Origin of the sequence: Kitasatospora purpeofusca (assembly GCF_034043715.1) — a bacterium.
GTDB lineage: Bacteria > Actinomycetota > Actinomycetes > Streptomycetales > Streptomycetaceae > Kitasatospora > Kitasatospora purpeofusca_A.
Genome location: NZ_JAXCLC010000008.1, coordinates 141,464 through 166,882 on the forward strand (window position 1 = coordinate 141,464; position 25,419 = coordinate 166,882).

Annotated in this window: 21 protein-coding genes; 14 read left to right on the forward strand and 7 right to left on the reverse strand. The window is 74.3% G+C overall.

The window, feature by feature from the left end:
* Window positions 1-20: 20 nt before the first annotated feature.
* Window positions 21-1,016, reverse strand: coding sequence for an adenosine deaminase (locus SM793_RS06785; protein ID WP_320437108.1), 996 nt, complete (start codon window positions 1,014-1,016; stop codon window positions 21-23).
* A 223-nt stretch (window positions 1,017-1,239) separates the two neighbouring features.
* Here SM793_RS06785 and SM793_RS06790 point away from each other — a divergent pair, with 223 nt between their 5' ends.
* The 5 genes from SM793_RS06790 (at window position 1,240) to SM793_RS06810 (ending at window position 7,366) form a co-directional block, all read left to right on the forward strand.
* Entirely contained in the window at window positions 1,240-1,521 is a 282-nt protein-coding gene (locus SM793_RS06790) for a DUF6158 family protein (RefSeq protein WP_030397015.1), read from the forward strand.
* A gap of 118 nt (window positions 1,522-1,639) precedes the next feature.
* Window positions 1,640-3,028: an NADP-dependent succinic semialdehyde dehydrogenase gene (locus tag SM793_RS06795; RefSeq protein ID WP_320437109.1), complete on the forward strand. Its 1,389-nt coding sequence runs from the start codon at window positions 1,640-1,642 to the stop codon at window positions 3,026-3,028.
* 352 nt (window positions 3,029-3,380) lie between these two features.
* Window positions 3,381-3,839 carry an RICIN domain-containing protein gene (locus tag SM793_RS06800; RefSeq protein ID WP_320437110.1) on the forward strand — a complete coding sequence of 153 codons (459 nt, stop codon included), beginning with the start codon at window positions 3,381-3,383 and terminating at the stop codon, window positions 3,837-3,839.
* 320 nt (window positions 3,840-4,159) lie between these two features.
* Complete coding sequence (locus tag SM793_RS06805; protein ID WP_320437111.1) at window positions 4,160-5,581, forward strand: DUF2079 domain-containing protein; 1,422 nt, start codon at window positions 4,160-4,162, stop codon at window positions 5,579-5,581.
* A 72-nt stretch (window positions 5,582-5,653) separates the two neighbouring features.
* A complete protein-coding gene (locus tag SM793_RS06810; protein ID WP_320437112.1) occupies window positions 5,654-7,366 on the forward strand; it encodes a DUF2079 domain-containing protein in 1,713 nt (570 codons plus the stop codon).
* A gap of 77 nt (window positions 7,367-7,443) precedes the next feature.
* Here the strand turns inward: SM793_RS06810 and SM793_RS06815 are convergent, their stop codons facing one another.
* Window positions 7,444-7,722: a hypothetical protein gene (locus tag SM793_RS06815; protein ID WP_320437113.1), complete on the reverse strand. Its 279-nt coding sequence runs from the start codon at window positions 7,720-7,722 to the stop codon at window positions 7,444-7,446.
* A gap of 31 nt (window positions 7,723-7,753) precedes the next feature.
* Window positions 7,754-8,905, reverse strand: coding sequence for a Ku protein (locus SM793_RS06820; RefSeq protein WP_320437114.1), 1,152 nt, complete (start codon window positions 8,903-8,905; stop codon window positions 7,754-7,756).
* A gap of 194 nt (window positions 8,906-9,099) precedes the next feature.
* Between SM793_RS06820 and SM793_RS06825 the strand changes: the two genes are divergently transcribed.
* Entirely contained in the window at window positions 9,100-9,309 is a 210-nt protein-coding gene (locus SM793_RS06825; protein WP_320437115.1) for a hypothetical protein, read from the forward strand.
* 69 nt (window positions 9,310-9,378) lie between these two features.
* On the opposite strand, the gene SM793_RS06830 is transcribed toward SM793_RS06825, so the two are convergent.
* Complete coding sequence (locus SM793_RS06830) at window positions 9,379-10,641, reverse strand: metallophosphoesterase (protein WP_320437133.1); 1,263 nt, start codon at window positions 10,639-10,641, stop codon at window positions 9,379-9,381.
* 266 nt (window positions 10,642-10,907) lie between these two features.
* Between SM793_RS06830 and SM793_RS06835 the strand changes: the two genes are divergently transcribed.
* The 3 genes from SM793_RS06835 to SM793_RS06845 all read left to right on the forward strand — a co-directional run bounded on the left by SM793_RS06835 (window position 10,908) and on the right by SM793_RS06845 (window position 14,848).
* On the forward strand, window positions 10,908-12,368 hold the full coding sequence (locus SM793_RS06835; protein ID WP_320437116.1) for an amino acid permease: 1,461 nt from the start codon (window positions 10,908-10,910) through the stop codon (window positions 12,366-12,368).
* Between the two features lie 207 nt (window positions 12,369-12,575).
* Window positions 12,576-13,502, forward strand: coding sequence for an EI24 domain-containing protein (locus tag SM793_RS06840; RefSeq protein ID WP_320437117.1), 927 nt, complete (start codon window positions 12,576-12,578; stop codon window positions 13,500-13,502).
* A 599-nt stretch (window positions 13,503-14,101) separates the two neighbouring features.
* The gene (locus SM793_RS06845) at window positions 14,102-14,848 is read left to right on the forward strand and encodes a lytic transglycosylase domain-containing protein (protein WP_320437118.1); all 747 of its coding nucleotides are present in this window, start codon (window positions 14,102-14,104) and stop codon (window positions 14,846-14,848) included.
* 108 nt (window positions 14,849-14,956) lie between these two features.
* Here SM793_RS06845 and SM793_RS06850 read toward each other — a convergent pair whose 3' ends face one another.
* Window positions 14,957-15,730: a TetR family transcriptional regulator gene (locus SM793_RS06850; protein WP_320437119.1), complete on the reverse strand. Its 774-nt coding sequence runs from the start codon at window positions 15,728-15,730 to the stop codon at window positions 14,957-14,959.
* A gap of 70 nt (window positions 15,731-15,800) precedes the next feature.
* Here SM793_RS06850 and SM793_RS06855 point away from each other — a divergent pair, with 70 nt between their 5' ends.
* The gene (locus tag SM793_RS06855; RefSeq protein ID WP_320437120.1) at window positions 15,801-17,318 is read left to right on the forward strand and encodes an MFS transporter; all 1,518 of its coding nucleotides are present in this window, start codon (window positions 15,801-15,803) and stop codon (window positions 17,316-17,318) included.
* Between the two features lie 231 nt (window positions 17,319-17,549).
* Window positions 17,550-18,110, forward strand: coding sequence for a GNAT family N-acetyltransferase (locus SM793_RS06860; protein WP_320437121.1), 561 nt, complete (start codon window positions 17,550-17,552; stop codon window positions 18,108-18,110).
* 77 nt (window positions 18,111-18,187) lie between these two features.
* On the opposite strand, the gene SM793_RS06865 is transcribed toward SM793_RS06860, so the two are convergent.
* Window positions 18,188-19,426 carry a threonine/serine exporter family protein gene (locus SM793_RS06865; RefSeq protein ID WP_320437122.1) on the reverse strand — a complete coding sequence of 413 codons (1,239 nt, stop codon included), beginning with the start codon at window positions 19,424-19,426 and terminating at the stop codon, window positions 18,188-18,190.
* A gap of 296 nt (window positions 19,427-19,722) precedes the next feature.
* Between SM793_RS06865 and SM793_RS06870 the strand changes: the two genes are divergently transcribed.
* Complete coding sequence (locus SM793_RS06870; RefSeq protein WP_320437123.1) at window positions 19,723-20,736, forward strand: glycosyltransferase family A protein; 1,014 nt, start codon at window positions 19,723-19,725, stop codon at window positions 20,734-20,736.
* Window positions 20,737-20,811: 75 nt separating this feature from the next.
* Here the strand turns inward: SM793_RS06870 and SM793_RS06875 are convergent, their stop codons facing one another.
* Entirely contained in the window at window positions 20,812-21,426 is a 615-nt protein-coding gene (locus tag SM793_RS06875; protein ID WP_320437124.1) for a hypothetical protein, read from the reverse strand.
* Between the two features lie 309 nt (window positions 21,427-21,735).
* Between SM793_RS06875 and SM793_RS06880 the strand changes: the two genes are divergently transcribed.
* Both SM793_RS06880 and SM793_RS06885 read left to right on the forward strand, forming a co-directional pair.
* The gene (locus SM793_RS06880) at window positions 21,736-24,624 is read left to right on the forward strand and encodes an FAD-binding and (Fe-S)-binding domain-containing protein (RefSeq protein WP_320437134.1); all 2,889 of its coding nucleotides are present in this window, start codon (window positions 21,736-21,738) and stop codon (window positions 24,622-24,624) included.
* Between the two features lie 82 nt (window positions 24,625-24,706).
* A complete protein-coding gene (locus tag SM793_RS06885; RefSeq protein WP_320437125.1) occupies window positions 24,707-25,117 on the forward strand; it encodes a PaaI family thioesterase in 411 nt (136 codons plus the stop codon).
* Window positions 25,118-25,419: the final 302 nt, after the last annotated feature.

Here is a 25,419-nt window from a genome sequence, read left to right on the forward strand (position 1 = left end):
CCCCGTCCCCGCGGCGTGGCTCAGCCGGTGCCGAACTCGTAGGCGGCGACCTCGGCCAGCAGTGCGGTGCGGCGCTCCTCGGGCAGGAAGGAGGCCCGGAAGGAGTTGGCGGCGAGCAGTCGCAGGGTGTCCTCGTCCAGGCCGAGCGCCTCGGCGAGGGCGTCGAAGGTGTCGCCGACATAGCCCCCGAAGTAGGCCGGGTCGTCGGAGTTCACGGTGGCCAGCAGGCCGGCCGCGAGGATCGCGGGCAGCGGGTGGTCGGCCAGGGTGTCGACGCAGCGCAGCCGCACGTTGGAGAGCGGGCAGAGGGTGAGCGGGATCCGCTCCCGGACCAGCCGCTCGACCAGGGCCGGGTCCTCCAGGCAGCGCAGCCCGTGGTCGATCCGCTCCACCCCGAGCACGTCCAGCGCCTCGGTGATGTACGCGGCCGGGCCCTCCTCCCCGGCGTGCGCGACCCGGTGCAGCCCGGCCTCGGCGGCCCGCCGGTAGACCTCGCGGAACTTGGCCGGCGGGTGGCCGACCTCGGCCGAGTCCAGACCGACCCCGGTGATCCGCCCGCCGAACCAGGGCCGGGCGGCCTCGAAGGTCTCCAGCGCCGACTCGGCCGACTCGTCCCGCAGGAAGCACATGATCAGCCGGGTGCTGATGCCGTGCCGCCGCTCGGCCCGGTCCAGCGCCCGCCCGAGCCCGTCCACGACGACCGGCAGCGGAATCCCGCGCGCGGTGTGCGCCTGCGGGTCGAAGAAGATCTCCGCGTGCCGCACCCCCTGCGCCGCCGCCCGCGCCAGGTACGCCTCGGCGAGCTCCTCGAAGTCCTCCTCGGTCCGCAGCACCGCCATCAGCGCGTAGTACAGGTCGAGGAACGACTGCAGGTCGCCGAACGCGTACGCCCGCCGCAGCTCGTCGGCGTCCGCGAACGGCAGCACCACGCCGTTGCGCCGGGCGAGCGCGAACGCGAGTTCGGGCTCAAGGGTGCCTTCGATGTGCAGGTGGAGTTCGGCCTTGGGGATTGCCATCGATGCCTGTCCGGGGGGTTCGGTGCGAATGCGAAGGTTTCATCCTACGTTTCCCGCCTCGCCCCGCCCCATCTCACCCTGCCCTCACCCCACCTCCACCCCGAGCCGGGCGGCCCCCGCCCGGCCCCCGCGCGGCTCCGCCGGGGTCGAACGGGTGTACCGGTGGGCCCGACGGGGCACCGGGTATTCGGGGGGACGGTTCCCGTCCGAGGAGGCAGTGGACATGGCGCACCCCGACACCGCGCACGCCAGGCCCGAGGGCATCTCCCCGCACGCCCTGGGCAACGACACGCTGCTGCACGAGCTGGAGCAGCTGCACCGGACCAGGCACGAGACCTTCCTGTACGGGTCGGAGGAGGCCCTGAAGCGGCACACCCTGCGCACCGGGCAGCTGGAGGCCGAGTACCTGCACCGCTTCCCCAACCGCCTGGTCACCGCCGGGCGGACCAGGGCGGGCGCCCGGGCGCGCGACGCGGCGGCCCGGGCCGAGGCCCTGCCGGAGTAGCCGCGGGCCGACCGTCCGCCGGGACACGCCGGGCGGGGGTGGTACCCGGGGCGCGGGCGGTGGGCCAGGGTGGGAGGACCGACACCTCCACCCCCGCGCACCCCTGGGAGGGGCCCCGATGCCCATCGCAAGCGTGAACCCGGCGACCGGCGAGACCCTGGAGACCTTCGAACCGCTGGACGCGGCCGGCCTGGAACAACGGCTGGCCCGCGCCGAAGCGGCCTTCCGCACCTACCGCACCACCTCCTTCGCCCAGCGCGCCGGCCTGCTGCGCCGCGCAGCCGAGCTGCTCGACGAGGACCACGAGACCGTCGCCCGGACCATGACCGAGGAGATGGGCAAGCCGATCGCCGCCGCCCGCGCCGAGGCCGCCAAGTGCGCCAAGGCGATGCGCTGGTACGCCGAGAACGCCGAGGCGCTGCTCACCGACGAGCACCCGGAGCCGGCCGACGTGGCCGACGCCGGGGCGGCCCGCGCCTATGTGCGCTACCGGCCGATGGGCGTGGTCCTGGCGGTGATGCCGTGGAACTTCCCGTTCTGGCAGGTGGTGCGGTTCGCCGCGCCCGCGCTGATGGCGGGGAACGTCGGGCTGCTCAAGCACGCGTCCAACGTGCCGCGCACGGCGCTGGCGCTGGAGGAGCTGTTCCGGCGGGCCGGCTTCCCGGAGGGCTGCTTCCAGACACTGCTGATCGGCTCGGGGGCGGTGGAGGGGGTGGTCCGCGACCCCCGGGTGGCCGCGGTGACGCTGACCGGCAGCGAGCCGGCCGGGCGGGCGGTCGCGGCGGCGGCGGCCGACGAGGTGAAGAAGGCGGTGCTGGAGCTGGGCGGCAGCGACCCGTACGTGGTGATGCCGAGCGCGGACGTGGACGCCGCCGCGGCCACCGCCGTCACCGCCCGGGCGCAGAACAACGGGCAGTCGTGCATCGCCGCCAAGCGGTTCATCGTGCACACCGAGGTCTACGACCGGTTCACCGCCGCGTTCACCGCCGCCATGGGGGCGCTGCGGGTCGGCGACCCGATGGACGAGGCGGTCCAGGTCGGCCCGCTGGCCAGCCGGCAGGGCCGGGACGACATCGCCGAGCTGGTCGAGGACGCCCGGGCGCACGGGGCCCGGGTGGAGTGCGGCGGACGGCGGCCGGACGGCCTGGACGCGGGCTGGTTCTACGAGCCGACGGTGCTGACCGGCATCACGCCGCGGATGCGGATCCACCAGGAGGAGACCTTCGGCCCGGTGGCCACGGTCTACCGGGTGGCCGATCTGGACGAGGCGGTGGCGGTGGCCAACGACACCCCGTTCGGGCTCAGCTCCAACGTCTGGACCGAGGACCCGGCGGAGCAGGAGCGGTTCGTCCGGGACATCCAGGCGGGCGGGGTGTTCTTCAACGGCATGACCGCCTCGCACCCCGCGCTGCCGTTCGGCGGCGTCAAGCGCTCCGGTTTCGGCCGGGAGCTGTCCGGCCACGGCATCAAGGAGTTCTGCAACATCACCACGGTGTGGATCGCCTGAGTCCACTCCATCCGCGCGACCTGCGCGCCCCCGGCCGGGGCCGTGCGCCCCGGCCGGATCCGGCCAAGTTCGGGCACTGTCGATTTCTCCGATTTGCCCGTTTGTCCCGGATCCGCTGCCCGAAAGGGAACCCGCCGCCTTTCACAGTGGCGAGACAGACCCTCCACAGAAACCCCTTCGTTGACAAACAGACGTGAATTATTACGCTAATACTCAGAGCATTTTGGCGACGTAATTACCGATGGCCGAAGAAAGGCGGGTCGGACCGGTCGGTCTGTCGCCACCAGCGCATTTCCGGATAAGTTCCGTAACGACCGGCCGGAGGGCCGGTCACCACGGGAAGGAAAATGCGATGAATCTTCTCCAGCGCACCGTCGCCCTCGTCGCCTCGACCGCCGTCCTGGCCGGCGGCGCGACCGTTCTGGCCGCCGGCCAGGCGAGCGCCGCCACCACCGAGATCACCCTCCAGAACGTCGCCACCAGCCGCTACCTGGACAGCAACGGCAACGGCAACGTCTACACCCTCCCCGGCAACGGCGGCTCGTACCAGCGCTGGTACTCCAGCGACCTGGGCGGCTCCACCTTCACCCTGCGCAACAAGGCCACCGGTTTCTGCCTCGACTCCAACGGCAACGGCAACGTCTACGCGCTGAGCTGCAACGGCGGCAGCTACCAGAAGTGGGTCCGGGGGAACGGCGCCTACGGGCACACCTACCGGAACCTCGCGACCGGCCTCTACCTGGACAGCAACGCCAACGGCAACGTCTACACCCTGGGCGGCAACGGCGGCTCGTACCAGCAGTGGAGGTGAGCGCCGGTCAGACCGGTGATCGTCGGTCAATAGTGATGATCTGACGATCAGACAGGAAAGGAGTCCCTCCCCGGCGCCTCAATCGCCGGGGAGGGACTCTCCATGCTACGGTGCCCGCCCGGGGGCCGACACGCCCGGCGGCGTTCGCCGATGGCTGAACCCGCCCGCCACCCCGAGGCGTCGAACAAGAATCGGCCGCAGACCACTCGCACCCGGAACGACGGGGATGTTCAGTGACAATTAGTACACTCACATCAGCACTCCAGCGCAGGACGGAGGGTGACGAACCGTCGAGCGCGGCGTCCCCCGTCGATCGGCGGGTGCAATTCATCCCCTGGGCGGTCGCCCTCACCCTGTTCCTGGTCTACGCCTTCTTCACCGTTCGCCGTCATGAACTCCTGCTCACCAGCGGATACGATCTCGGGATCTTCGAACAGGGCGTGCGCGGCTACGCCGAGGGCCGCGGCCCGATCGTCGAACTCAAGGGCCCCGGCTTCAACCTGCTGGGCGACCACTTCTCGCCCGCCCTCGCCGCTCTCGCCCCGTTCTACTGGCTCTGGCCCTCCGCGAAGGTCCTGCTGCTGGCCCAGTCCGCCCTGGTCGCCGTCGCCGCCGTCCCGATCACCCGCTGGGCACTGCGCGAGCTCGGACCGGTCGCCGCCGGGATCACCGGCCTCGGCTACGGGCTCTCCTGGGGGCTGGCCTCCGCCCTCGGCTTCGACTTCCACGAGATCACCTTCGCCGTCCCGCTGATCGCCTTCTCCGTCGTCGCGCTCGGCGAACGCCGCTGGATCGCCGCCCTCGCCTGGGCCGCGCCGCTGGTCCTGGTCAAGGAGGACCTCGGCATCACCGTGGCCGCCGTCGGCGCCTACATCCTGTGGCGCGGAGACCGGCGCGTCGGCGTGGCCGGCGTCCTCCTCGGCGTCGGCTCCTCGCTGCTCGAACTCCTGGTGCTGCTCCCGGCGATGAGCCCGGGCGGCAGCTTCGCCTACTGGGACAACCTGAGCGGCGGCTCCGGCGGGCGCAATCTGCTCACCCTGCCGCTCGACCTGGTCACCCCGGGCGAGAAGGTCACCACCGTCCTGCTGCTGCTGGCACCGACCATGCTGCTGGCCGCCCGCTCCCCGCTGGTGATCGTCGCCCTGCCCACCCTCGGCTGGCGGCTGCTCTCCAACAACCCGGCCTACTGGGGCACCAGCTACCACTACAGCGCCGTGCTGATGCCGATCGTCTTCGCCGCCTTCGTGGACGTCCTGGTGAAGGCCCGCGGCTGGCGCGGGACCGTTCCACGCTGGATCGCCCGCGCGGCGCTACCGGTCAGCCTGACGGTCACCCTGGCGCTGCTGCCGGGCTTCGCGTTCGGACAGCTCTTCTCCACCGAGCTGTGGCGCACCCCGGCCCGGGTCGAGGCCGCCCGCTCGGTGCTCGCCACCGTCCCGGACGGCGCCCGGGTCTCCGCGTCGAACCGGCTGGTGCCGCAGCTGACCAACCGCTGCGAGGTCATCGTGTTCGGCTGGCCGCAGAACTGGTCGACGGCCGAATGGATCGTGGTCGACGAGGGCCAGCCGATGGGCTGGCCGCTGGCGCCCGACCGCGAGCGGCAGGAACTCGCCACCGTCAGGAGCAGCGGCTACCAGGTGGTGCGCAGCGACCACGGCATCACGCTGCTGCGGCGGGCACCCGGCACCGTCGCCCCGGCGGCGGCCGACACACCGCCGCCCGCCGGCCCCGGAGCCGGCTGATCCGGCGCCCGCCACCCCGCGGCCCGCCCGAACAGCAACCCCGCCCCCGCCCCCGACCACCTCAGGGATCCCGTGCCAGTCGAAACCGGGCTCAGCCCGTCCACCCGCCCGAACCGTCCACCCCTGCTGCCGCGCGTCGTGCGCCCGCCCGCGCCCGGCGCCGCCGCGCTCTCCGGCCGCCGGACCGCCGTGCTGACGCTGCTCTGCTTCGCCGTCACCGCGGCCTGCGGGCTCCAGCAGTGGTCGGCGGTCCTGCTGGGCGGCTTCGACCTCGGCATCTTCCACCAGGGTGTGGCCGGCTACGCGCACTTAGGGCTGCCGATCTCGCCGGTCAAGAGCTACCACCACGAGTTCCCCCCCGCCTTCTCCCTGCTGGGCGACCACTTCTCGCCGATCCTGGCCGCGTTCGCCCCGCTCTACTGGATCTGGGAGGACCCGCGCACCCTGATCCTCGGACAGGCACTGCTGCTCGCCGCGGGCGTGCCGCTGATCCGCCGGATCGCGGTGCGCTGCTTCACCCCGCCGACCGACGGCACCGGGTCCGGGACGGACGCGGACCCGGCGGCCGGGACCGACCCCGCGCGGCTGCGGACCGTGCGCCTGGTCGCCGACCTGGCCGGCCTCGTCTACGGCCTCGGCTGGCCCCTGCTCGCGGCCGGCCGGGGCGGCTTCCACGAGATCGCCTTCGCCGTCCCGCTCACCCTGCTGATGCTCGAACGCGGCCTGGCCCGCCGCTACGGCACCGCCGCGCTCGCCGCCGCCCTGCTCTGCCTCACCAAGGAGGACCTCGGCCTGCTGGTCGGCATGTACGGCCTGGTCCTGCTCTGGCGCGGCCGCCCGCGGGGCGACCGGCAGGGCGAACGGGCCGGGGACCGGCGCACCCTGGCCTACGGCGCGGGCCTGCTGGTCGGCGGTCCGCTGGCCTCCGCGCTCGCCATCGTCGTCCTGATCCCCGCCATGGGCGGCCAGCCCGACTACTACTGGGTGTACGGCCCGCTCGGCCCGGACGCCGGGACCGCTTTCGGCAACGTGCTCGGCGACCCCCTGCTGCTCGCCCAGGTCGCCACCAACGCCACCGTCAAGCCGCTGCTGCTGCTCTGGCTGTTCGGCACCCTGCTGCTGCTGCCGCTGCGTTCCGCCACCACGCTCTGCCTGCTGCCGCTGCTCGCCGAACGCGTCCTGTCGGACAACCCCAACCACTGGTCGATCGCCCACCACTACGACGCCTTCCTGTGGCCGGTGCTGCTCACCGCCACTCTGGAGGCGCTCGGCCGCCTGCACGCCCGGGGCGGGCTCCACCGGCGCACCGGCTACGGCCTGGGCACCGCGGTGGTCGCGATCTCCCTGGTCAGCAGCCTGGTGCTGGGCGGCATCAGCCTGCTGACCCCCGCCTTCTGGCGCCCCTCGGCGAGCAACGCGGCCCTGGTCCGGGGCGCCGCGCAGATCCCGGACGGCGCCCTGGTGGAGGCCGACAACCAGGTGGTGCCGCGCCTGGTCGGCCGCACCGACGTGGTCCTGGTGGACGGCGTGCCGCGCGGACGCGACTACGTCCTGATCCGCTCCGACACCCGGACCTTCCCGTTCCAGGCCACGGCCGAGCAGGCCGAGCGGATCGACCTCCTGCTGGCCCACGGCTACCGGCAGGTCTGGGGCGAGCACGGGGTGGTGCTGCTGCACCGCGAGAGCGACGAGCCGGTGCCCGGCGCGCGGGTGCCCGACGACGGCAGCACGCCGGTCAAGGAGATCGTCCCCTCCGACGTCGGCCACAACCTCTTCAAGGGCTGAGCCCGGGCGGGGTTCCCGCCCGGGGGTTCCCGTTCCGCCGAGCCGCTGCTCGGGGACGGGAACCCTTCGGGGAACGGTCAGGTGGCCATCCGGTGGCGGCCCCGGCCGGGTGTGGCCCACCGGGCGACGACGCCGACCAGTGCCAGCACGGTGACGCCCCAGACGATGCTGAAGATGATCAGCCAGGTCAGCGAGGCCTGGGTGCCGATGGCGCCCAGGCCGATCGAGAGGCCGACCAGGAGGACCACGGCCGTCGGGGAGAGACTGCACAGCCAGTGCCAGGCCCGGTGCGCCGGGCTCGGGTGGGTGGGCGCGTCGGGGCCGGTGTCCTGCGCCTTGTAGGTGATCAGGTCCATCGGGAATCGCCTCCGGGGGTGAGGGGGGAGGTCACGAGGCCTTCCGGGGAGTGGCGGGCTTCCGGGTCGTGCTGGTGGTGGTGCTCTTCTTCGCGGCCGTGCTCCTGCCCGCGCTCGTGCTCCTGCTCGCGCTCGTACTCTTCTTCTCGGTCGCGGACTTCTGCGCGGTGGCGGACTTCTTCGCGGTCGTGGACTTCCGGCTGGTCGCCGCCGACGGTTTCGTGGCCGTCGTCTTCGTGCCCGTCGTCTTTGCGGCCGTCTTGGTGGCCGTCGTCTTCTTCGGGGCGGCCCGTCTGCGCGGCGGCGGCTCCTCGGCCGGCTCGGCCTGCTCCTCCACCGCCTCCGCCTCGGCCTCCCCCGCCTCCGCCTCCGCCTCCCCGGCCTCGGCGCGGGCCCGGTCCGGATGGGCGTCCTTGGCCCGCCGCAGACTGCTGCGCAGCGCCTCCATCAGGTCGATGACGTTGTCCGGCGCCTCCCCCGCCTCCTCCTCGTGCGGGACCTCGACGCCCTGCAACCGCGCCTCGATCACCTGCTGGAGCGCCTGCTGGTAGTCGTCGTGGAGCTGCTCCAGGTCGAAGTCCTCGGACAGGGTCTCCATCAGCGAACGCGCCATCCGCAGCTCCTGCGGCCGGACCGTCACATCCTCCTCGGGCGCGATCCCGGCCGCCGGGCGGACCTCGTCGGGCCAGATGCAGGTCTGGAGCACCAGCGTGCCGTCGTGCACCCGGAGCACGGCCGGCGACTCCCGGCTGCGCAGCGCGATCTTGGTGACGGCGATCTGCCCGGACTCCACCAGCGCGTCGCGCAGCAGCGCATAGGGCTTCGAGGCGGCCTTGTCGGCGACGCCGACGTAGTAGGCCTTGGAGAACATCAGCGGGTCGATCTCGCCCTCGTCGACGAAGGCCAGCACGTCGATGATCTTCTTGCTGGGCAGCGGCAGGTCGGCGAGGTCCTCGTCGGTGAGCGTGACCGTCCGGCCGTCCGGGGACTCGTAGCCCTTGGCGATCTCCGCGTACGGGACCTCCTTCTCCTCCTGCTCGCAGTACCGCTTCATCCGCACCCGCCCGCCGTCCTTGGCGTGCACCTGGTGCAGGGGGACGTCGTGCTCCTTGGTGGCCGAGTACAGGTGGACGGGGATGGAGACCAGGCCGAAGCTGATCGTCCCCTTCCAGGTGGTCTGCATGGGGTCGCTCCTTCCCGGAGCCTTCCCGGAGCCGTCCCGGTGGTCCGCGCCGCGGTTCGCGCCGCGGTTCACGCGCTGGGTCGCGCCGGCCGGGGCGCCCGGCCCCGGAGATTCCCACTCTGCCCGGGTTCGCCCCGATCGGCCACCTGCCGTCGAACGGCGGACAATGGACGGCGAACGGAGGTGAACGCACCGTGCGCGACCCCGGACCGCCCCCACCGCCGGACACCACGACGTACCGGGTCCGCTACGCCGTGGCCGGCAGCCCGGATGTACGGGACGCGGAGGTCACCCTCGTCCCGGGCCACTCCCGGGAGAGCGACATCCCGGCCCTCCTGGACGCCCGGCTCCACCACGACCCGGACGGCCGCCGGATCGTCCTCCTCGACGTCACCGAGACCTGAACCGCCCGGCGCCCGCGCCCTGGCCGCCCCTCGGGCCCGCCGCTCGGGCTCATAGCTCAGGCCCGCCGCTCAGGCCCGCAGTGAGGCGAGCGTGACGAGGGTGATGTCGGACGGGGCGCCGACCCGCACGGGCGGGCCCCAGGCGCCGGCGCCGCGGGTGACGTAGAGCTGGGTGTCGCCGTACCGCTCCAGCCCGGCGACCGTCGGGTTGGCCAGCTCCGCCACGAAGTTGCCCGGCCAGAGCTGGCCGCCGTGGGTGTGCCCGGACAGCTGGAGGTCGACACCGTGCCGGACGGCGTCGTGGATGGTGACCGGCTGGTGCGAGAGCAGGACGGCGGTGCGGGCCGGGTCGCGGTCCCCGAGCGCCCGGCCGAAGTCGGGGCCGTCGCCCTCGCGCTCCCCGGCGATGTCGTTGACCCCGGCCAGGTCGAAGCCGCCGAGTTCGACCCGGGCGTTCTGCAGCGGGTGGACGCCCAGCTCGCGGACGAAGTCCACCCAGGGCGCCGCGCCGGAGAAGTACTCGTGGTTGCCCGTGACGAAGTAGGCCCCGTCGCGGGCCCGCAGCTGCGCCAGCGGCTCGGCGTCCCGCCCGAGCTCGGGGACCGTGCCGTCGACCAGGTCTCCCACGATCGTGATCAGGTCGGGCCTCGCGGCGTTGATGGTGTCCACGATCCGCTGGGTGTGGGCGCGGCCTAGGATCGGGCCGAGGTGGATGTCGCTGACCACCGCGATCCGGTAGCCGTGCGCACCGGCCGGCAGCTTGGCGAGCGGGACGGTCACCTGCTTGAGCCTCGGGCCGCGCAGCACCCCGTACATGCCGGTGCCGACCACGGCCGCCGCCGCGCCGGTGGCCCCGATCGCGACCGCCCGGGCGACGAACAGCCGCCGTTCCGGGGAGGGCGCGGCCGGGGCGACGGACGGCGCGGCGGGCGCGTCCGACGCGGGCGCGTTCGCCCCGGGCGCGTCCGCCATCGGCACGTCCGGCGCGGGCTCGTCCCGTACCGCCGCCCGCTCCGCCCGGGACGGCAGGCGGAGCAGCAGCGGCCGGACCAGTTCCCCGACGGCGAGCCCGAGCAGCAGGTACAGCAGCACCGCGAGCCAGAGGTAGCCGGGCCAGGCGAACCAGCGCTCGACCGCTATCGGGAACGCCCGCCCGCCGACCAGCGCCCCCACCGAGAGCAGCGGCAGGACGACGGCGAGCACCGTACCGGTCCGGCGCCAGGGGCCGCCGGGCGCCGAGACGTCGCGCACCAGCCGACGCCAGAGGTACCAGTGGACGAGGGTCAGCAGGGCGAGGACGAGGAGGGCGCCGAGCACCACGAGGACGATCATCACGCCGCCAGTATGTACGGCCTCCCGACAAACCCCCCGGGAGGGCCCCGAGTTGCTGGCGCTGCGTCAGATCTGAGCTTTTCGGGCTCCCGCTCCACCCGCCCTGACCTGGGTTTTCGCATCCGCTGAGCGAACAGTTGCCGACGCCTTGTTCCGATACCCGGAGGTAGAGGTTAGGTTGCACCGCAATGCGCGGATCCGTCCCCCACCCTCCGGTGATCGAGCCGAGGGTCGGGCCGCGCCGGAAAGGCACAGGAACCCTCACGATGAGTGCGGACACCACCACCCGGGCCGGCTCCCCTCCGCCCCGCGACTCCGCCGACCACCCCGCCGGACACGGCGGGCACGGCCACGGCGGCGACGGCCACCTCAAGGCCGGGCTCAAGAACCGCCACCTGTCGATGATCGCCATCGGCGGTGTGATCGGCGCCGGCCTGTTCGTCGGCTCGGGCGCGGGCATCGCGTCCACCGGCCCGGGCATCCTGCTCTCCTACGCGCTGGCCGGTGTGCTGGTCGTCCTGGTGATGCGGATGCTCGGCGAGATGGCCGCGGCCGACCCGCAGAGCGGCTCCTTCTCCGCGTACGCGGACCGGGCGCTGGGCCGCTGGGCCGGCTTCAGCATCGGCTGGCTGTACTGGTTCTTCTGGGTCGTGGTGCTGGCCGTCGAGGCCACCGCCGGCGCGAAGATCCTCAACGGCTGGATGCCGGGCGTGCCGCAGTGGGCGTTCGCGCTGATCGTGATGGCCGTGCTGACCGCGACCAACCTGGGCTCGGTCGCCTCCTACGGCGAGTTCGAGTTCTGGTTCGCCGGTATCAAGGTGGTGGCCATCGCCGCCTTCCTGGTGGTCGCCACCCTGGCCGTGTTCGGCCTGCTGCCCGGCACCCAGGCGGTCGGCACCAGCAACCTGACCGGCCACGGCGGCTTCCTGCCGCACGGGGTGGGCGCGGTCTTCACCGGCATGCTCACCGTCGTCTTCGCCTTCATGGGCAGCGAGATCGTCACCCTGGCCGCCGGCGAGTCCGAGGACCCGGAGAAGGCGGTCAGCAAGGCCACCAACAGTGTGATCTGGCGGATCGGGATCTTCTACCTCGGCTCGATCCTGCTCGTGGTGACCCTGCTGCCGTGGGACTCCGCAGCCGTCAAGGGCAGCCCGTACGTCGCGGTGCTGGAGCACGTGGGCATCCCGGGCGCCGGCCGGGTGATGGACGCGATCGTGCTCACCGCCGTGCTGTCCTGCCTCAACTCGGGCATGTACACCGCCTCCCGGATGGCCTTCTCGCTCGGACAGCGCGGCGACGCGCCCAGGGCCTTCGCGACGGTGACCAAGCGCGGCGTGCCGCGGGTGGCGATCCTGTCCTCGGTGGTGTTCGGCTTCGTGGCCGTCTTCTTCAACTACACCTCCCCCGACACGGTCTTCTCCTTCCTGCTGAACTCCTCCGGCGCGGTGGCGCTCTTCGTGTGGCTCGTGATCTGCTTCTCCCAGCTCCGGATGCGCCGGATCATCGAGCGTGAGATGCCGGAGCGGCTGACCGTTCGGATGTGGCTGTACCCGTACCTCACCTGGGCCGCGATCGGCATGATCGGGTTCGTGATGGCGTACATGTTCACCGACGCCGACGGTCGGAAGCAGATGTACCTGTCGCTGGTCGCCGCGGCCGTCGTGCTGGCGGCGTCGGCCGTGGTGGGCCGTCGGCGGCGGGCCGCGGCGGAGGCGCCGGCATCCTGAGCCGGGGCGCAGTACCGTCCGCGGGCACCGGGCCCGGGAGCCGTTGCGGAGGCTCCCGGGCCCGGTGCCGTCGCGCCCGCTCCGCGACCCCGTGCGGGGGAACCACTGCGGGGAACCACTAGGGGGAACTATGTGGGGAACCACCGGTTCCGTTCCGTGACGGGACGGACATGACCCGGCGACCCGTCAGCACCTACCCTTCCCCTCATGCGAGATCTTGCAGCGGGGATGGGGTACCTGGCCAAGGGCCAGAAGTGGGTGGCGCGGCACGGCCGCTGGTGGGCGTTCGGGATGATCCCGGCCCTGATCACCCTGGCCGGTTACGTGGTGGCGCTGTTCTTCCTCGGCGGCTGGGCCGGCGACATCGCCGCCTGGGCCACCCCGTTCGCCGACCACTGGGCCCCGTTCTGGCAGGACCTGCTGCGCACCACGCTCGCGGCGCTGGTGTTCGTCGGTGGGCTGCTGCTCTCCGTACTCACCTTCACGGCGGTCACCCTGCTGGTCGGCCAGCCGTTCTACGAGGAGCTCTGCGAGAAGGTCGACGAGACCGAGGGCGGCGCGCCGACCCCGCCGGACGTGCCGCTCTGGCGCGAACTGGTGGTGGCGGCCCGGGACAGCCTCTTCGTACTGGTGCGGGCGGGCGGGTTCGGCGTGCTGCTGTTCGCGGCCGGGTTCATCCCCGTGGTCGGGCAGACCGTCGTCCCGGTGCTGGGCTTCCTGGTCTCCGGCTTCTTCCTCACCTTGGAGCTGACCTCCGTCGCGCTGCAGCGGCGCGGTGTGCCGCAGCGGGAGCGGCTGCGGCTGCTGCGTGGGCGGCTCGGGCTGGCCTTCGGCTTCGGCGTGCCGCTGGTGCTGGGGTTCCTGGTCCCGCTGGTGACGGTGGTCGCCATGCCGGGCGCCGTCGCCGGGGCGACCCTGCTGGCGCGCGACCTGCTGCCGGTCGAGGAGGAGCCCGCGGCGGACGAGGATCCGGAGGACGGCGACGCGGCGGACGGGGAGACACCGGACCCGGCGGCCGTCCCGGACCTGCCGGAGTACCGGGCGCAGCAGCCCGCGGCGGCCAACCCCTACGCCGAGAACCCGTACGCCGGTGCGCCGCTGCCTGCGGAGCCGAACCCGTACCGGAGCGCGTGACCGGACCGTCACACCGCGTGCGGTTCGCAGGGCCCGCGTGTGAGGCCCCCCACAGGGCTCCGGCGATCCACTACCGCCGATAGTGGTTGTCCGCACGGCGGCCCGCAGCCCCCGACCGGGGCCCCACGGCCCGGGACCCGGCCGTAACGCTGGACCGGCCGTCACGAACCCCGAGAACTCAGGTGGTCGGCCGGTTCGGGCCGATCATCGATGGACGATCCCGGGCCCGTTCCATTGATTCCCCGAAACGGACAAATCCCATCGAAGCGCCCGCCACTGGCCGGGCGCTTCGCCGTTTCGGGGTCCTGCTGCCACTACCGGCCGTAGTAGCAGGCGCCTTTGCCGCTCGTTCCGGACTCTGCCAAGAATGGTCCGTCGCCAGGCAGCGCGGTCGGTCCCCCCGCCGCGCAGCTCCCGCCGCCCCGCACCTTCGTCGGGGCACGCACACCACGGCCGTCCCGTACGCCACCACGGGCCGCTCCCCCGAGCGGGCCCGTGTGATGCCCGGCGCCCGTGCCGCCACCCCGCCCGGGGCGGCGGCCGCCCGGACGGCCACCCAGGCCCTGACGGCACCCCGACGGAAAAGGATTGTCCGCTTCATGCAGCTCAGCCATGCCCGCCGCAACTCGCTGATCACCGGTATCGCCACCCTCGTGGTGGCGAGCGCGGCCACCGCCGCCCTCGCCATCCCGGAGAGCGGGACCGCCGTCGCCGAGGCGCCCGTCGCCGCGGTGGCCGCCACCACCGGCGGGATCTCGGCGGACGCGCAGGCCGCCGCGCAGGCGCAGGCCGAGGCGGACGCCAAGGCCCGGGCCGACGCACAGGCCGCCGCGCAGGCCGCCACGCAGGCCGAGGCCGACGCTACTGCCGCCGCCGCCGCTTCCGCACAGGCGCAGGCCCAGGCCCAGGCCCAGGCCCAGGCGCAGGCCCAGGCCCAGGCCCAGGCCGAGACTGAGGCCAAGGCCGCCGCGCAGGCGCAGGCCGACGCCAAGGCGAAGTCGGACGCCGCCGCCTCCCGCTCGCAGGAGCGCTCCGCGCTGAACAGCAAGCCGTCCTACTCCGGCAGCCCGCGCGAGATCGCCGCCCAGATCGTCCCGGCCGGCCAGCTCCAGTGCTTCAACAGCATCGTGTCGCGCGAGAGCAGCTGGAACGTCACCGCCACCAACGCCTCCTCCGGCGCGTACGGCCTGGTCCAGGCCCTGCCCGGTTCCAAGATGGCCTCGGCCGGCTCGGACTGGCGCACCAACCCGGCCACCCAGATCAAGTGGGGCCTGGACTACATGAACTCCCGCTACGGCAGCCCCTGCGGCGCCTGGTCGTTCTGGCAGTCCCACCACTGGTACTGAGCCGGCCCCGGTACCCCACCGACCCGGCACCCCGCCCCGAGCCCGCAGGCCCCCGCCTGCGGGCTCGGCCGCGTTCGGGGCCCGGCCGGAGCGCGGGCGGGACCGCTGTCAGACCCGGGCACCTCCCGCCCTCCGCCCGCCGGGAGCACCGGGGCCGCCGGGAGCAGCGGGAGCACCAGGAGCACCGGGGCCGCCCGGGCGCCCCCACAGTGCCTGGCGCAGCAGCGGCAGATACGAGCGGGCGATTTCATCGGCCGACAGGGCGGCGAGCGGTTGGAGCCGCAGCACGTAGCGGGCCATGATCAGCCCGGCCAGCTGGGTGCCGAACAGGCAGGCGCGCCGACGGGCGTCCGCACCGCCGAGCCGGGCCGCGACCAGGTCCACCATCTCGCGCTGCACGACCTCGCCCACCAGCAGCGCGACCGCCGGGTCCAGCGCCGAGCCGCCGATCATGGCGCGCAGCGGACCCGCGCTGTCGGGGGCGTCCCAGACACCGAGCAGCAGCCGCAGGGCGCGCTCGGGGAAGGTCTCCAGCTCTCCGTCCAGCGCTCCGGCCAGCAGCACCGCCGGGTTCCCGGTCAGGGCGAGGGCCGCCCCGAACAGGCCCTTCTTGCTGCCGAAGTAGTAGCTGACCAGGGCGAGGTCCACGCCCGCCTCGGCGGCCACCGACCGGAGCGTGACCGCCTGGTACCCCTCGGCCAGGAAGCGGCGGCGGGCAACGGCGAGGATCTGCTCCCTGGCCCCGGAGTTCCCGGTGCGCCGACCCCGGCGCGGCACCGGCCCGCCGGTCGGCTCCTGGGTCGGCCTGGTCGGCTCCTGGGTCGGCGCACCGGTCCGGGTCTCGCTCCGGGTCCCGCCCGGCGCTTCGGAGGAATTCATCATGGTTGAAATGCTAGCCGCAGCGCGCCCACGCTGGTCGGGCACCGACCGACCAGCGTGAGGAAGTCCCGCCATGCCCGCCACCGCCGCGCCACCGGACCGGGCGGCCGCCCCCGCCGCCCCGGACCGCCGTCACCGCGCCGTCCTCCTCGTCACCTGTCTCGCGCTGGCCACCGTGGTCGCCGCGATGGCCTCGCTCAACGTGGCCCTGCCGGACATCGCCCGCGCCACCGGCGGCAGCCAGACCCAGCTGTCCTGGATCATCGACGCCTACAGCCTGGTGTTCGCCGCCCTGCTGCTGCCCGCCGGCGCCCTCGGGGACCGGTTCGGGCGACGGCGGGCCCTGCTGGTGGGTCTGGCGCTGTTCGGCGCCGGCTCCGGTCTCGCCGCGCTGACCACCGACCCCGGCGCCCTGATCGCGCTTCGCGCCCTGCTGGGCGTCGGCGCGGCGCTGGTCATGCCGGCCACCCTGTCGACGATCACCAGCACCTTCCCGCCGGAGCGGCGGGCCCGGGGCGTCGCCGCCTGGGCGGCGGTCGCCGGCGCGGCGGCGGTGCTCGGCCTGTTCGCCACCGGCATCCTGCTGGAGCTGTGGTCCTGGCCGTCGATCTTCGTCCTGAACGTGGTGCTCGCGGTGCTGGCCCTGACCGGCACGCTGCTGTTCGTCCCGGAGTCCGCCGAGCCGGACGCTCCCCGGCTGGACCTCGTCGGCGCCCTGCTGGCCGTCGCCGGTCTCGGCTCCCTGGTCTACGCGGTGATCGAGGCGCCGGTCCGGGGCTGGGCCGACCCGTGGACCCTCGTCGGCGCGCTCGCCGGGCTGGCGCTGCTGGCCGGCTTCGTCCGCTGGGAGCTGCGGCGGCGGCATCCGCTGCTGGACCCCAGGCTGTTCCGCGAGCGCCGGTTCGCGGCCGGGACGCTGTCGATCACCTGCCAGTTCTTCGCCTTCTTCGGCTACCTCTTCGTGATCATGCAGTACCTCCAGCTGGTCCGGGAGCGCAGCGCGCTGGCGGCGGCCGTCGCGCTGCTGCCGATGGCGCTCGGGATGATGCCCGCCGCCCGGCTCAGCCCCCGGCTGACCGACCGGTTCGGCGCGCGCGGCCCCTGGGTCGCGGGTCTGCTGCTGATCGCGGGCGCGCTGGGCTCGCTCGCGCTGCTGGACGCCGACAGCTCCGGGTGGCTGGTGGCAGCCGTCCTGTTCCCGCTCGGCCTGGGCTCCGGGCTCGCCATGACGCCCGCCACCACCGCCATCACCGAGGCCCTGCCGAGCGCCCTGCAGAACGTCGGCTCGGCGATGAACGACCTGGCCCGGGAGCTGGGCGGCGCCCTCGGGATCGCCGTGCTCGGCAGCGTCCTGACGGCCGGCTACCGCGACCGGGTGGACGTCACCGGGCTGCCGCCGCAGCTCGCCGACGCCGCCCGCTCCTCGCTCGCCGCCGCCTCCCGGTTCGGGCCGCCGGTCGCCGACCGGGCCCGTGACGCCTTCGTCGACGCGATGCACCTGACCGTGCTGACCGCCGCCGGCGTCGTCGCCCTCGCCGCCGTCGCGGTGGCGCTCCTGCTGCGCGGCACGACGACGCGGACCGGCCGCTGAGCGGACCCGCCGGATGCGACGCCTCCCGGCCGTCCCCGCCCCGTCCGGGGGCGGTCCGGGGCTCGTTCAAGGCTCGCCCGACGCTCGTCGAGGGGTCGTTCAGTGCTCGTCGAGGGCTCGCCGGGGGCTCGTTCGAGGACGGTTCGCGGTACTTCGCAGACGGTACGTTCGGGTGCGGGCTGGCCGAAATCCCAGTGGCCCGGCGGGCGCGCGCCGGGCCAGAGTGGGCGCATGGATCAGGTGAGGCTCTCGGACGGGGTCGTCACGCTCACGCCGTTCCGGGCGGCGGACATCGACGCGCACCTGGCGGGCGAGGACGACCAGCTGGTGCGCTGGCTGAACGGCGGGCCGAGCACCCGGGCGGGCACCGAGGAGTACGTGCGGCGGTGCACCGCGCAGTGGCTGTACCGGGGGCCGGCGCGGGTGTTCGGCATCCGGACCGGGCCGGAGCCGGTACTGGTCGGCACGATCGACCTGCGGTTCGCGATGCCGCGCCTGGCCCCGGGGCAGGTCAACATCGCCTACGGCCTCTACCCCGCCTGGCGCGGCCGGGGCCTGATGACCCGGGCGGTGCACCTGGTGTGCCGGTACGCCGCGCAGGAGGGCGCGAGCGAGGGCGTGATCCGGGTCGACCCGGAGAACACCGCCTCGGCGGCGGTCGCCCGGCGGGCCGGATTCCGGTACTCCGAACGAGTGCGGGAACCGACCGGCAACCGGCTCGACTGGTACCTGCGCGAGCTGGCCGCCGTCCCGGCGGAGCGTTCCGTCCCGGCGGCCGGCTGCTCCGTCTGACGGCACCCCGCTCCGGCCCGCTCCAGCCTTCGGTGCCCTGCTCGGGACCCGGACGCGCTCAGGACCCGGCGCCCCGCTCACGGCCCGCGTCGGACGGCCGCCAGCACCTCGCCCGCCAGCAGGCCCACCGCGATCGTCGTCACCAGCGTCACCAACTGCGTCAGATCGCGGAAGCCCGCGATGGGGTGGCCGCCGGCCAGATCGGTCAGCCCGCGCATGCCGAGCGAGCCGACGGTCAGGGTGAAGAAGCCGGGCAGCAGCAGGATCAGTCGCGGCGGCGCGGCCGGCCGGCCGGCGACCCTGGTCGCGGCGGCGCTGAGCGCGGCGGCGGCGACGAAGGTCCCGGTGACCTCGCCGGCCAGCCAGGTGAACAGCGTCTGCACCGCCACGGTCAGATAGACCAGCAGCAGCAGCGGCGGCCCCAGCCGCAGCGGGATCGCGAAGGCCAGCACGGTGCCGGCCGTGAAGACGACCCAGGCCGTGAACAGCGCCCAGCGCGGCAGGTCCTGCGCGGCGGCCAGGTCGAACAGCGCGTGCCGGTCCCGTCCGGTGACGGCGAGTCCGACCAGCACCCCGACGTACAGCTGGAGCAGCAGGAACACCGCGTAGACCAGTCGCACCGCGCCCGGGGTGATGTGCCCGGCGGCGAGTTCGGCGGCGGCGGCGCTCAGATAGTCGCCGGGGACGAAGAAGAACAGCGCGGGCAGCATGATCAGCACCGGCCCGCCGTGCTCCGGGGTCCGGGCGAACACCAGCAGCGCGATCACCGACACCAGGACGGCCGCCACGAACGGCAGCACCGCGCCCAGCCGTGGCCACCGGGCCGCCCCGACCGCGAGCGCCGCGCTCGCCGCGCCGAGGACGGCGGTGGAGCCGATCTCCCACCAGGTCGGCTGCATCAGCGGGGCGAAGCCGACGGCGAACATCACGATCCCGAGCGCCTTCACCCACCACGGGTACGGCGGCGGGGACGTGTCGATGGCGGCGAGCCGGGCGGCCGCGGCGGGCAGGTCGAGCCGGCCGGCCGCGACCTCGGCGAGCAGCGGTTTCACGGCGGCGACCTGGTCCAACCGGAACACCTCGGGGAACGCCCGGACCGTCACCGTGCCGGTCTCGCCGCCGGCGGTGACGGTCAGCACCGCACCGTCCGGGACGACCAGCAGGCGCGCCGCACCGCCGAACGCCCGCGCCGCGCCGACGACGTCCGGCTCCAGCCGCTGGACGCCCTCGCCGCTGTTGCTCAGCAGGACGGAGGTCAGTCGGGCCAGGAAGGCGGTGAGCTCGCCCTGCCGGGGCGGCGGCGTCCGCTGCTCCATGCCCGCCTCCGTCCGCGCGCCGCCGCGGCGTCCCCGCGGCATCGCCTCCAGACTGCCCGCCGCCGGCGGATGCCGCGCGCCCAACCGCCGGCGGGGCCGTCGGCGGCAGGGGAGATCGGCGGTGGGGGACATCCGCGGCGGGGGACGTCGGGCGGAGCGGAGGTTCCTGACGTGGACGCGACCGGGGCGGCTGGTGAAGATATGGCGCACGTACATACGATTTGACAGGTCTTGGCCGTATTTACGGACCGTCAGGGCTTTGCCACCGTTCGCAGGCGCTCCTACGCTCCGGCGTCATGCCCTCACCCCTGATCAGCGTCGTGATCCCCGCCTACGACCAGCAGAAACAGCTGGCGGACTGCCTGGACTCGCTGCTCGCCCAGTCCTTCCGCGACTTCGAGGTGCTGGTGGTCGCCGACCGGTCCCCCGACTGCCCGGCCCAGCTCGTCGAGCGCTACGCCGCCCGGCACCCCCAGGTCGCCGTCCTCCAGCTCGACGCGGCGGTCGGCGTCGGCTTCGGCCGCAACGCGGGCGCCGCCCGGGCCCGCGGCGAGTACCTGCTGTTCCTGGACGCCGACCACCTGCTCGCCCGCGACGCCCTCGGCTCCTTCGCCGACCACCTGGAGCGGACCGGGCCGGTCGACCTGCTGCTGTTCGGGCACACCCGCCAGCACGCCGGCCGGGACTGGCCGGGCGGCGCCGAGACGCTGCTGGCCCAGGCCGGACCCGAGGTGTTCGGTCCGGCGGACCGTCCGGAGCTGCTGGGCGCGCCGCCGCTGATCTGGGACCGCCTGGTGCGGCGCGAGCACTGGCACGAGCAGGCGCTGGCCTTCCCCGAGGGCCGCTACGAGGAGGTCCCCGTCGTCCACCGGGCGATGCTGACGGCCCGGCGGATCGCCGTCCTGCCGCGCGCCTGCGTGCAGCTGCGCCGCCGCGAGACCGTCCACCCGACCGGCTCGCCGGGGAGCAGCAGCTTCGACCTCTTCGACCAGTACGAGCGGACCTTCGCGCTGCTGGACGAGCTGGACGTCCCCGGGGCGGTCCGTGACGCCCTGTTCACCCGGATGATCCGGCACTACCTGTTCGTCTTCGACCTGGCCGGCTGCGTCGCCCGCGCCGAGCGCCCGCAGTTCTTCCACCGCGCGGCCGAACACCACCGGCGCTTCCAGCCGCCCGGCCACCGCCGCCCCGGCGGACGCGAGGGCGTCAAGTTCTCCCTGCTGGCCGGGGGCGCCTATCCGGCCTTCGAGGTGGCCAAGCTCTCCCACATCGCCGCCGGCACCCTCACCGGCGCCTCCCGCCGCCGCTGACGGCGGGGGCGGGGGACGGGGCGGGGGGCGAGGCCGACAGGCGGCGCGGATCCGTGCCGCCCCCGGGCCGCCGGGTCAGGCGTGCGCCGTGCCGCCGTCGGCGGCCATGGCGGTGGCGATGCGGTGCAGGGTGTCGGCGCGCAGCTCGTCCGGCAGCGGCGGGAGCAGGTCCATCCAGAGCGCGAGAGTGGAACCGATCAGCTGGCGCTGGCCCTCGGGGCGGGCGATCAGCCACAGGTGGAGGTGGGCCGCGCCGTCGCCCCAGCGGTTCACATGGACGCGCCCGACACCGCCGAGCGCCAGGACCGCCCGCTCCGCCCGCTGGAGCATCGGGCCGAGTTCGACCGCCCGGGCCGGCGGGAGGTCCATCAGGTCGTGGTGGTCGCGCGGGCCGAGGAACAGCACGGCGGGCAGGCCGTGGGGCGCGTCGAAGGCCTTCAACCGCCAGTGCTCGTCGGTCCAGACGAAGTCCTCGTCCGGACGGCGGCACTCGTGGCACTCCTCCGCCCCTGCCTCGCCGTGCCGACCGGGCTCGGGCAGCTCGGCGGCGTCCAGCGGACGGACGGTCAGCTCACCCTCGTAGGGGAAGATCGACCAGGAAGGCGCCGCGTCCTCCGGGATCGGGAGCCGCTCGCCGACCGGCAGATGGGCGAGGAAACGGCGGGGGTCGTCAGGGTTCTCGGTGATCACGGAGGCCGACCGTCCCACACTCGCCGGGACCGCCGCCAGCGCTTTTCCTCCGGGCCCGTCCGCCCGCCCGGCCTGCGCGCCCTTGTCCGTGCCCTCGCGTCCCCTTCCTTCCGCGCGTTCCTCGGTGCCGTTCTCCGGGGCGGGCTGCGATGATCGGCGGGGACCGTTCGCCACCGCCAGGGAGGACCGCCCGTGAGCCGCCCCGACACCAGCCCCGGCACGGATCCGACGCCCGAGCCGACACCCGGACCGGCACCCGTACCGGCACGCCGAGCGGCACCCGGACCGGCACCCGGGCTCGCGCGCGAGCTGGCCACCGCGCTGCGCGGCGAGGTCCGGTTCGACGCCGCCGAACGCACCGTCTACAGCCATGACGCCTCCAACTACCGCCAGCTGCCGCTGGGCGTGGTCAAGCCCGCCGACGCCGAGGACGTGCGCACCGCCCTCGCGCTCTGCCGCCACCACCGGGTCCCCGTGGTGGCACGCGGCGCCGGGACCAGCATCGGCGGGCAGGCGATCGGCCCCGGCGCCGTGGTGCTCGACTTCCGCCGCCACCTGGGCGCCGTCCTCGGCATCGACCCGGAGCGCCGCACCGCCCGCGTCCAGCCCGGCACCGTCCTCGACGACCTCCAGCGCGCCGCCCGCCCGTACGGCCTGCGGTTCGGGCCGGACCCGTCCACCCACAGCCGCTGCACGCTCGGCGGCATGATCGGCAACGACTCCTGCGGCGCCCACTCGGTCGCCTGGGGCCGCACCGCCGACAACGTCGAGTCGCTGGAACTCCTGCTCGCCGACGGCACCGAACTGACCGTCGGCGGTGCGCTCACCGCCGCCGAACGCACCGCCCTCGCCGCCCGGCCCGGCCCCGAGGGCCGCCTCCACCACCGGCTCCAGGAGTTCACCGACCGCAACCTCGCCACCATCCGCCGGGGCCTGCCCGAACTCCCGCGCCGGGTCTCCGGCTACCCGCTGGACGCGCTGCTGCCCGAGCGCGGCCACCACCTGGCCCGCGCCCTCACCGGCACCGAGGGCACCTGCGCGCTGCTGCTCGGCGCCACCGTCCGACTGGTCGAGGAGCCTCCCGCCCGCGCCCTGGTGGTGGCCGGCTACCCGGACGAGACGGCCGCCGCCGACGCCGTGCCCGCGCTGCTGCCGCTCGGCCCGCTCACCGTCGAGGGCATGTCCGCCGACCTGATCGCCGCGCTGCTCGCCGCCGGACCGCGCCCGCCCGCCCTCGACCGGCTGCCCGACGGCGCCTGCTGGCTCTTCCTGGAAACCGGCGGCGCCACCGAGGCCGAGGCCCTCGACGCCGCCCGCCGGCTCGCCGACACCGTCCGGCGCGAACGCACCGCCACCGCCGCCGTCGTCACCGACCCGGCCGAGCAGCGCCGGCTCTGGACCGTGCGCGAGGCCGGGGCCGGAATCGTGACCCGGCTGCCCGGCGGCGGCGAGGCCTGGCCCGGCTGGGAGGACTCCGCCGTCCCACCGGAGCGGCTCGGCGACTACCTGCGCGGACTGCGGGCCCTGCTGCGCCGGCACGGCCTGCGCGGCGTGCCGTACGGGCACTTCGGCGAGGGCTGCGTCCATCTGCGGATCGACTTCCCGCTCACGCGGCCGCAAGGGCTGCCGGTGTTCCGGGAGTTCATGGAGCAGGCGGCCGACCTGGTGGTCTCGCACGGCGGTTCGCTCTCCGGCGAGCACGGGGACGGGCAGGCCCGCGGCGAACTGCTGCCCCGGATGTACCCGCCCGAAGTCATCGGCCTGTTCCGCGAGTTCAAGCACATCTGGGACCCGGAGAACCTGCTCAACCCCGGCGCCCCGGCCGATCCGCGCCCCCTGGACGCCGACCTCCGCTTCGCCGGGCGGCCGGTGCGCGAGCTGCCGCTCGCCCTGCCGTACGAGCAGGACGACGGCAGTCTCGCCAAGGCGGTCCGCCGCTGCGTGGGGGTCGCCAAGTGCGTCGACCCGACCACGGGCGTGATGTGCCCGAGCTACATGGCCACCGGCGAGGAGCGGCACTCGACCCGGGGGCGGGCCCGGCTGCTCGCCGAGATGCTGCGCGGTGCCGGGGCGCCGCCCGGCACCGGGGCCGCCATCACGGACGGCTGGCGGTCCGCCGAGGTCCGCGAGGCGCTGGACCTCTGCCTGGGCTGCAAGGGCTGTGCGAGCGACTGCCCGGTCCAGGTCGACATGGCCACCTACCGGAGCGAGTTCCTCCACCAGCACTACCGGCACCGGCCGAGGCCCGCCGCGCACTACGCGATGGGTCGGCTGCCGCTGTGGCTGCGCGGCGCCGAGCTCGCGCCCGGCCCGGTGAACGCGCTCACCCGCTCACCGGCCGCCCCGCTGCTCAAGCGGCTCGGCGGCATCGACGGGCGCCGGCCACTGCCGGTCCTGCCCCCGGAGACCTTCACCCGCTGGTACCGGCGGCGCCGCGCCGGGCGTCCGGCCCCGACGGGCGCACGGCCCGTCCTGCTCTGGCCGGACACCTTCTCCAACCACCTCCAGCCGGAGGTCCTGCGCGCGGCCGTCGAGGTCCTGGAACACCTCGGCTTCGACGTCCGGCTGCCGGCCGGCCCGGTCTGCTGCGGCCTGACCTGGTACTCCACCGGCCAACTCCCGGGCGCCCGGGGGGTGATGCGCCGCAGCCTGGCCGCGCTCGCCGCCACCGGCCTGCCCGCCGGCACGCCCGTCGTCGGGATGGACCCGAGCTGCACCGCCACCCTGCGTGAGGAGGTGCCGCGCCTGCTCGGCGCCGAGGGCCGCCCCCTGGCCGAACGCACCCGCACCTTCGCCGAGTTCGTGGACGAGTACGCGCCGGACACGCCGCTGCCGCAGCTGCCGGTGGACGCCGTCACCCAGACCCACTGCCACCAGCACGCGGTGCTCGGCAGCGCGGCGGACCGCCGGGTCGAGCGGCGGATGGGCGTCCGGAACCGGGTCCTGGACTCCGGGTGCTGCGGGCTCGCGGGCAACTTCGGCTTCGAACGCGGGCACTACGAGATCTCGGCGGCGATCGCCGAGCGGGTCCTGCTCCCGGAGGTCCGCGCCGCCGGACCGGACACCGTGATCCTCGCGGACGGCTTCAGCTGCCGCACCCAGATCGCCCAACTGGCCGACGGACGCCGGGCCCTGCACCTGGCGGAGCTGATGCTCCGGGCCCTGCGGGAGCAGCCGGACGGCCCCTCGGTCGAGTAGCCGGCCCGCCGCCGTCCGCCGCCTCGACGCCCGGGCGCGCTGGTTCCCTGACACCGTTCACGGGGGCCGCCACAATGACGGCATGACCCTCACCACCGCCGAGGCGGACAAGATCCTGGCCGACAACTTCGCTCCCTGGGTGCAGGCGCTCGGCCTGTCGGTGACCGGCACCGGCGAGCGCCACGCCGTCCTCCGGCTGCCCTGGTCCGACCAGCTCGCCCGGGAGGGCGGCGCGCTGTCCGGCCAGGCGCTGATGGCGGCGGCGGACACCGCGAGCGTGATCGCGGTGTCCGCCGCCCGGGGCGGCTTCGGCCCGATGACGACGGTGCAGCAGTCCACCGGCTTCCAGCGCGCGGTCGTCGGACAGGACGTCCTGGTGCACGCCCGGGTCACCAAGCTGGGCCGGCGGATCGCCTTCCTGGACATCACCCTCACCGCCGAGGGCGAGGAGGAGCCGGCCGCCCACGCCACCACGGTCTACGCCCTGGGCTGATCCCGCGCGGCACCCCCGGCACCGGCCCTCACTCTCACCCTGCACGACACGCTCCCCGCTTTACGCCCCTGCTCCCCCGCCCCCCGCTCCGCACACTTTGCAAAGTGCACTTTGCAAAGTGCGACCGGCCCTGATTTTCGACCCATACCGGTCATTTCCATGCGTATCGCCCCTCCCTTCACTTTGCAAAGTCACACTTTGCAAAGTGAAGGGAGGGGCGAGTCGAGTGAAGCCGCAGGCATCCCACCGGGTCGGGGGGGGGGGGGGCCCCCCCGCCCCCCCCCCCCACCCCGCCCCCCCGG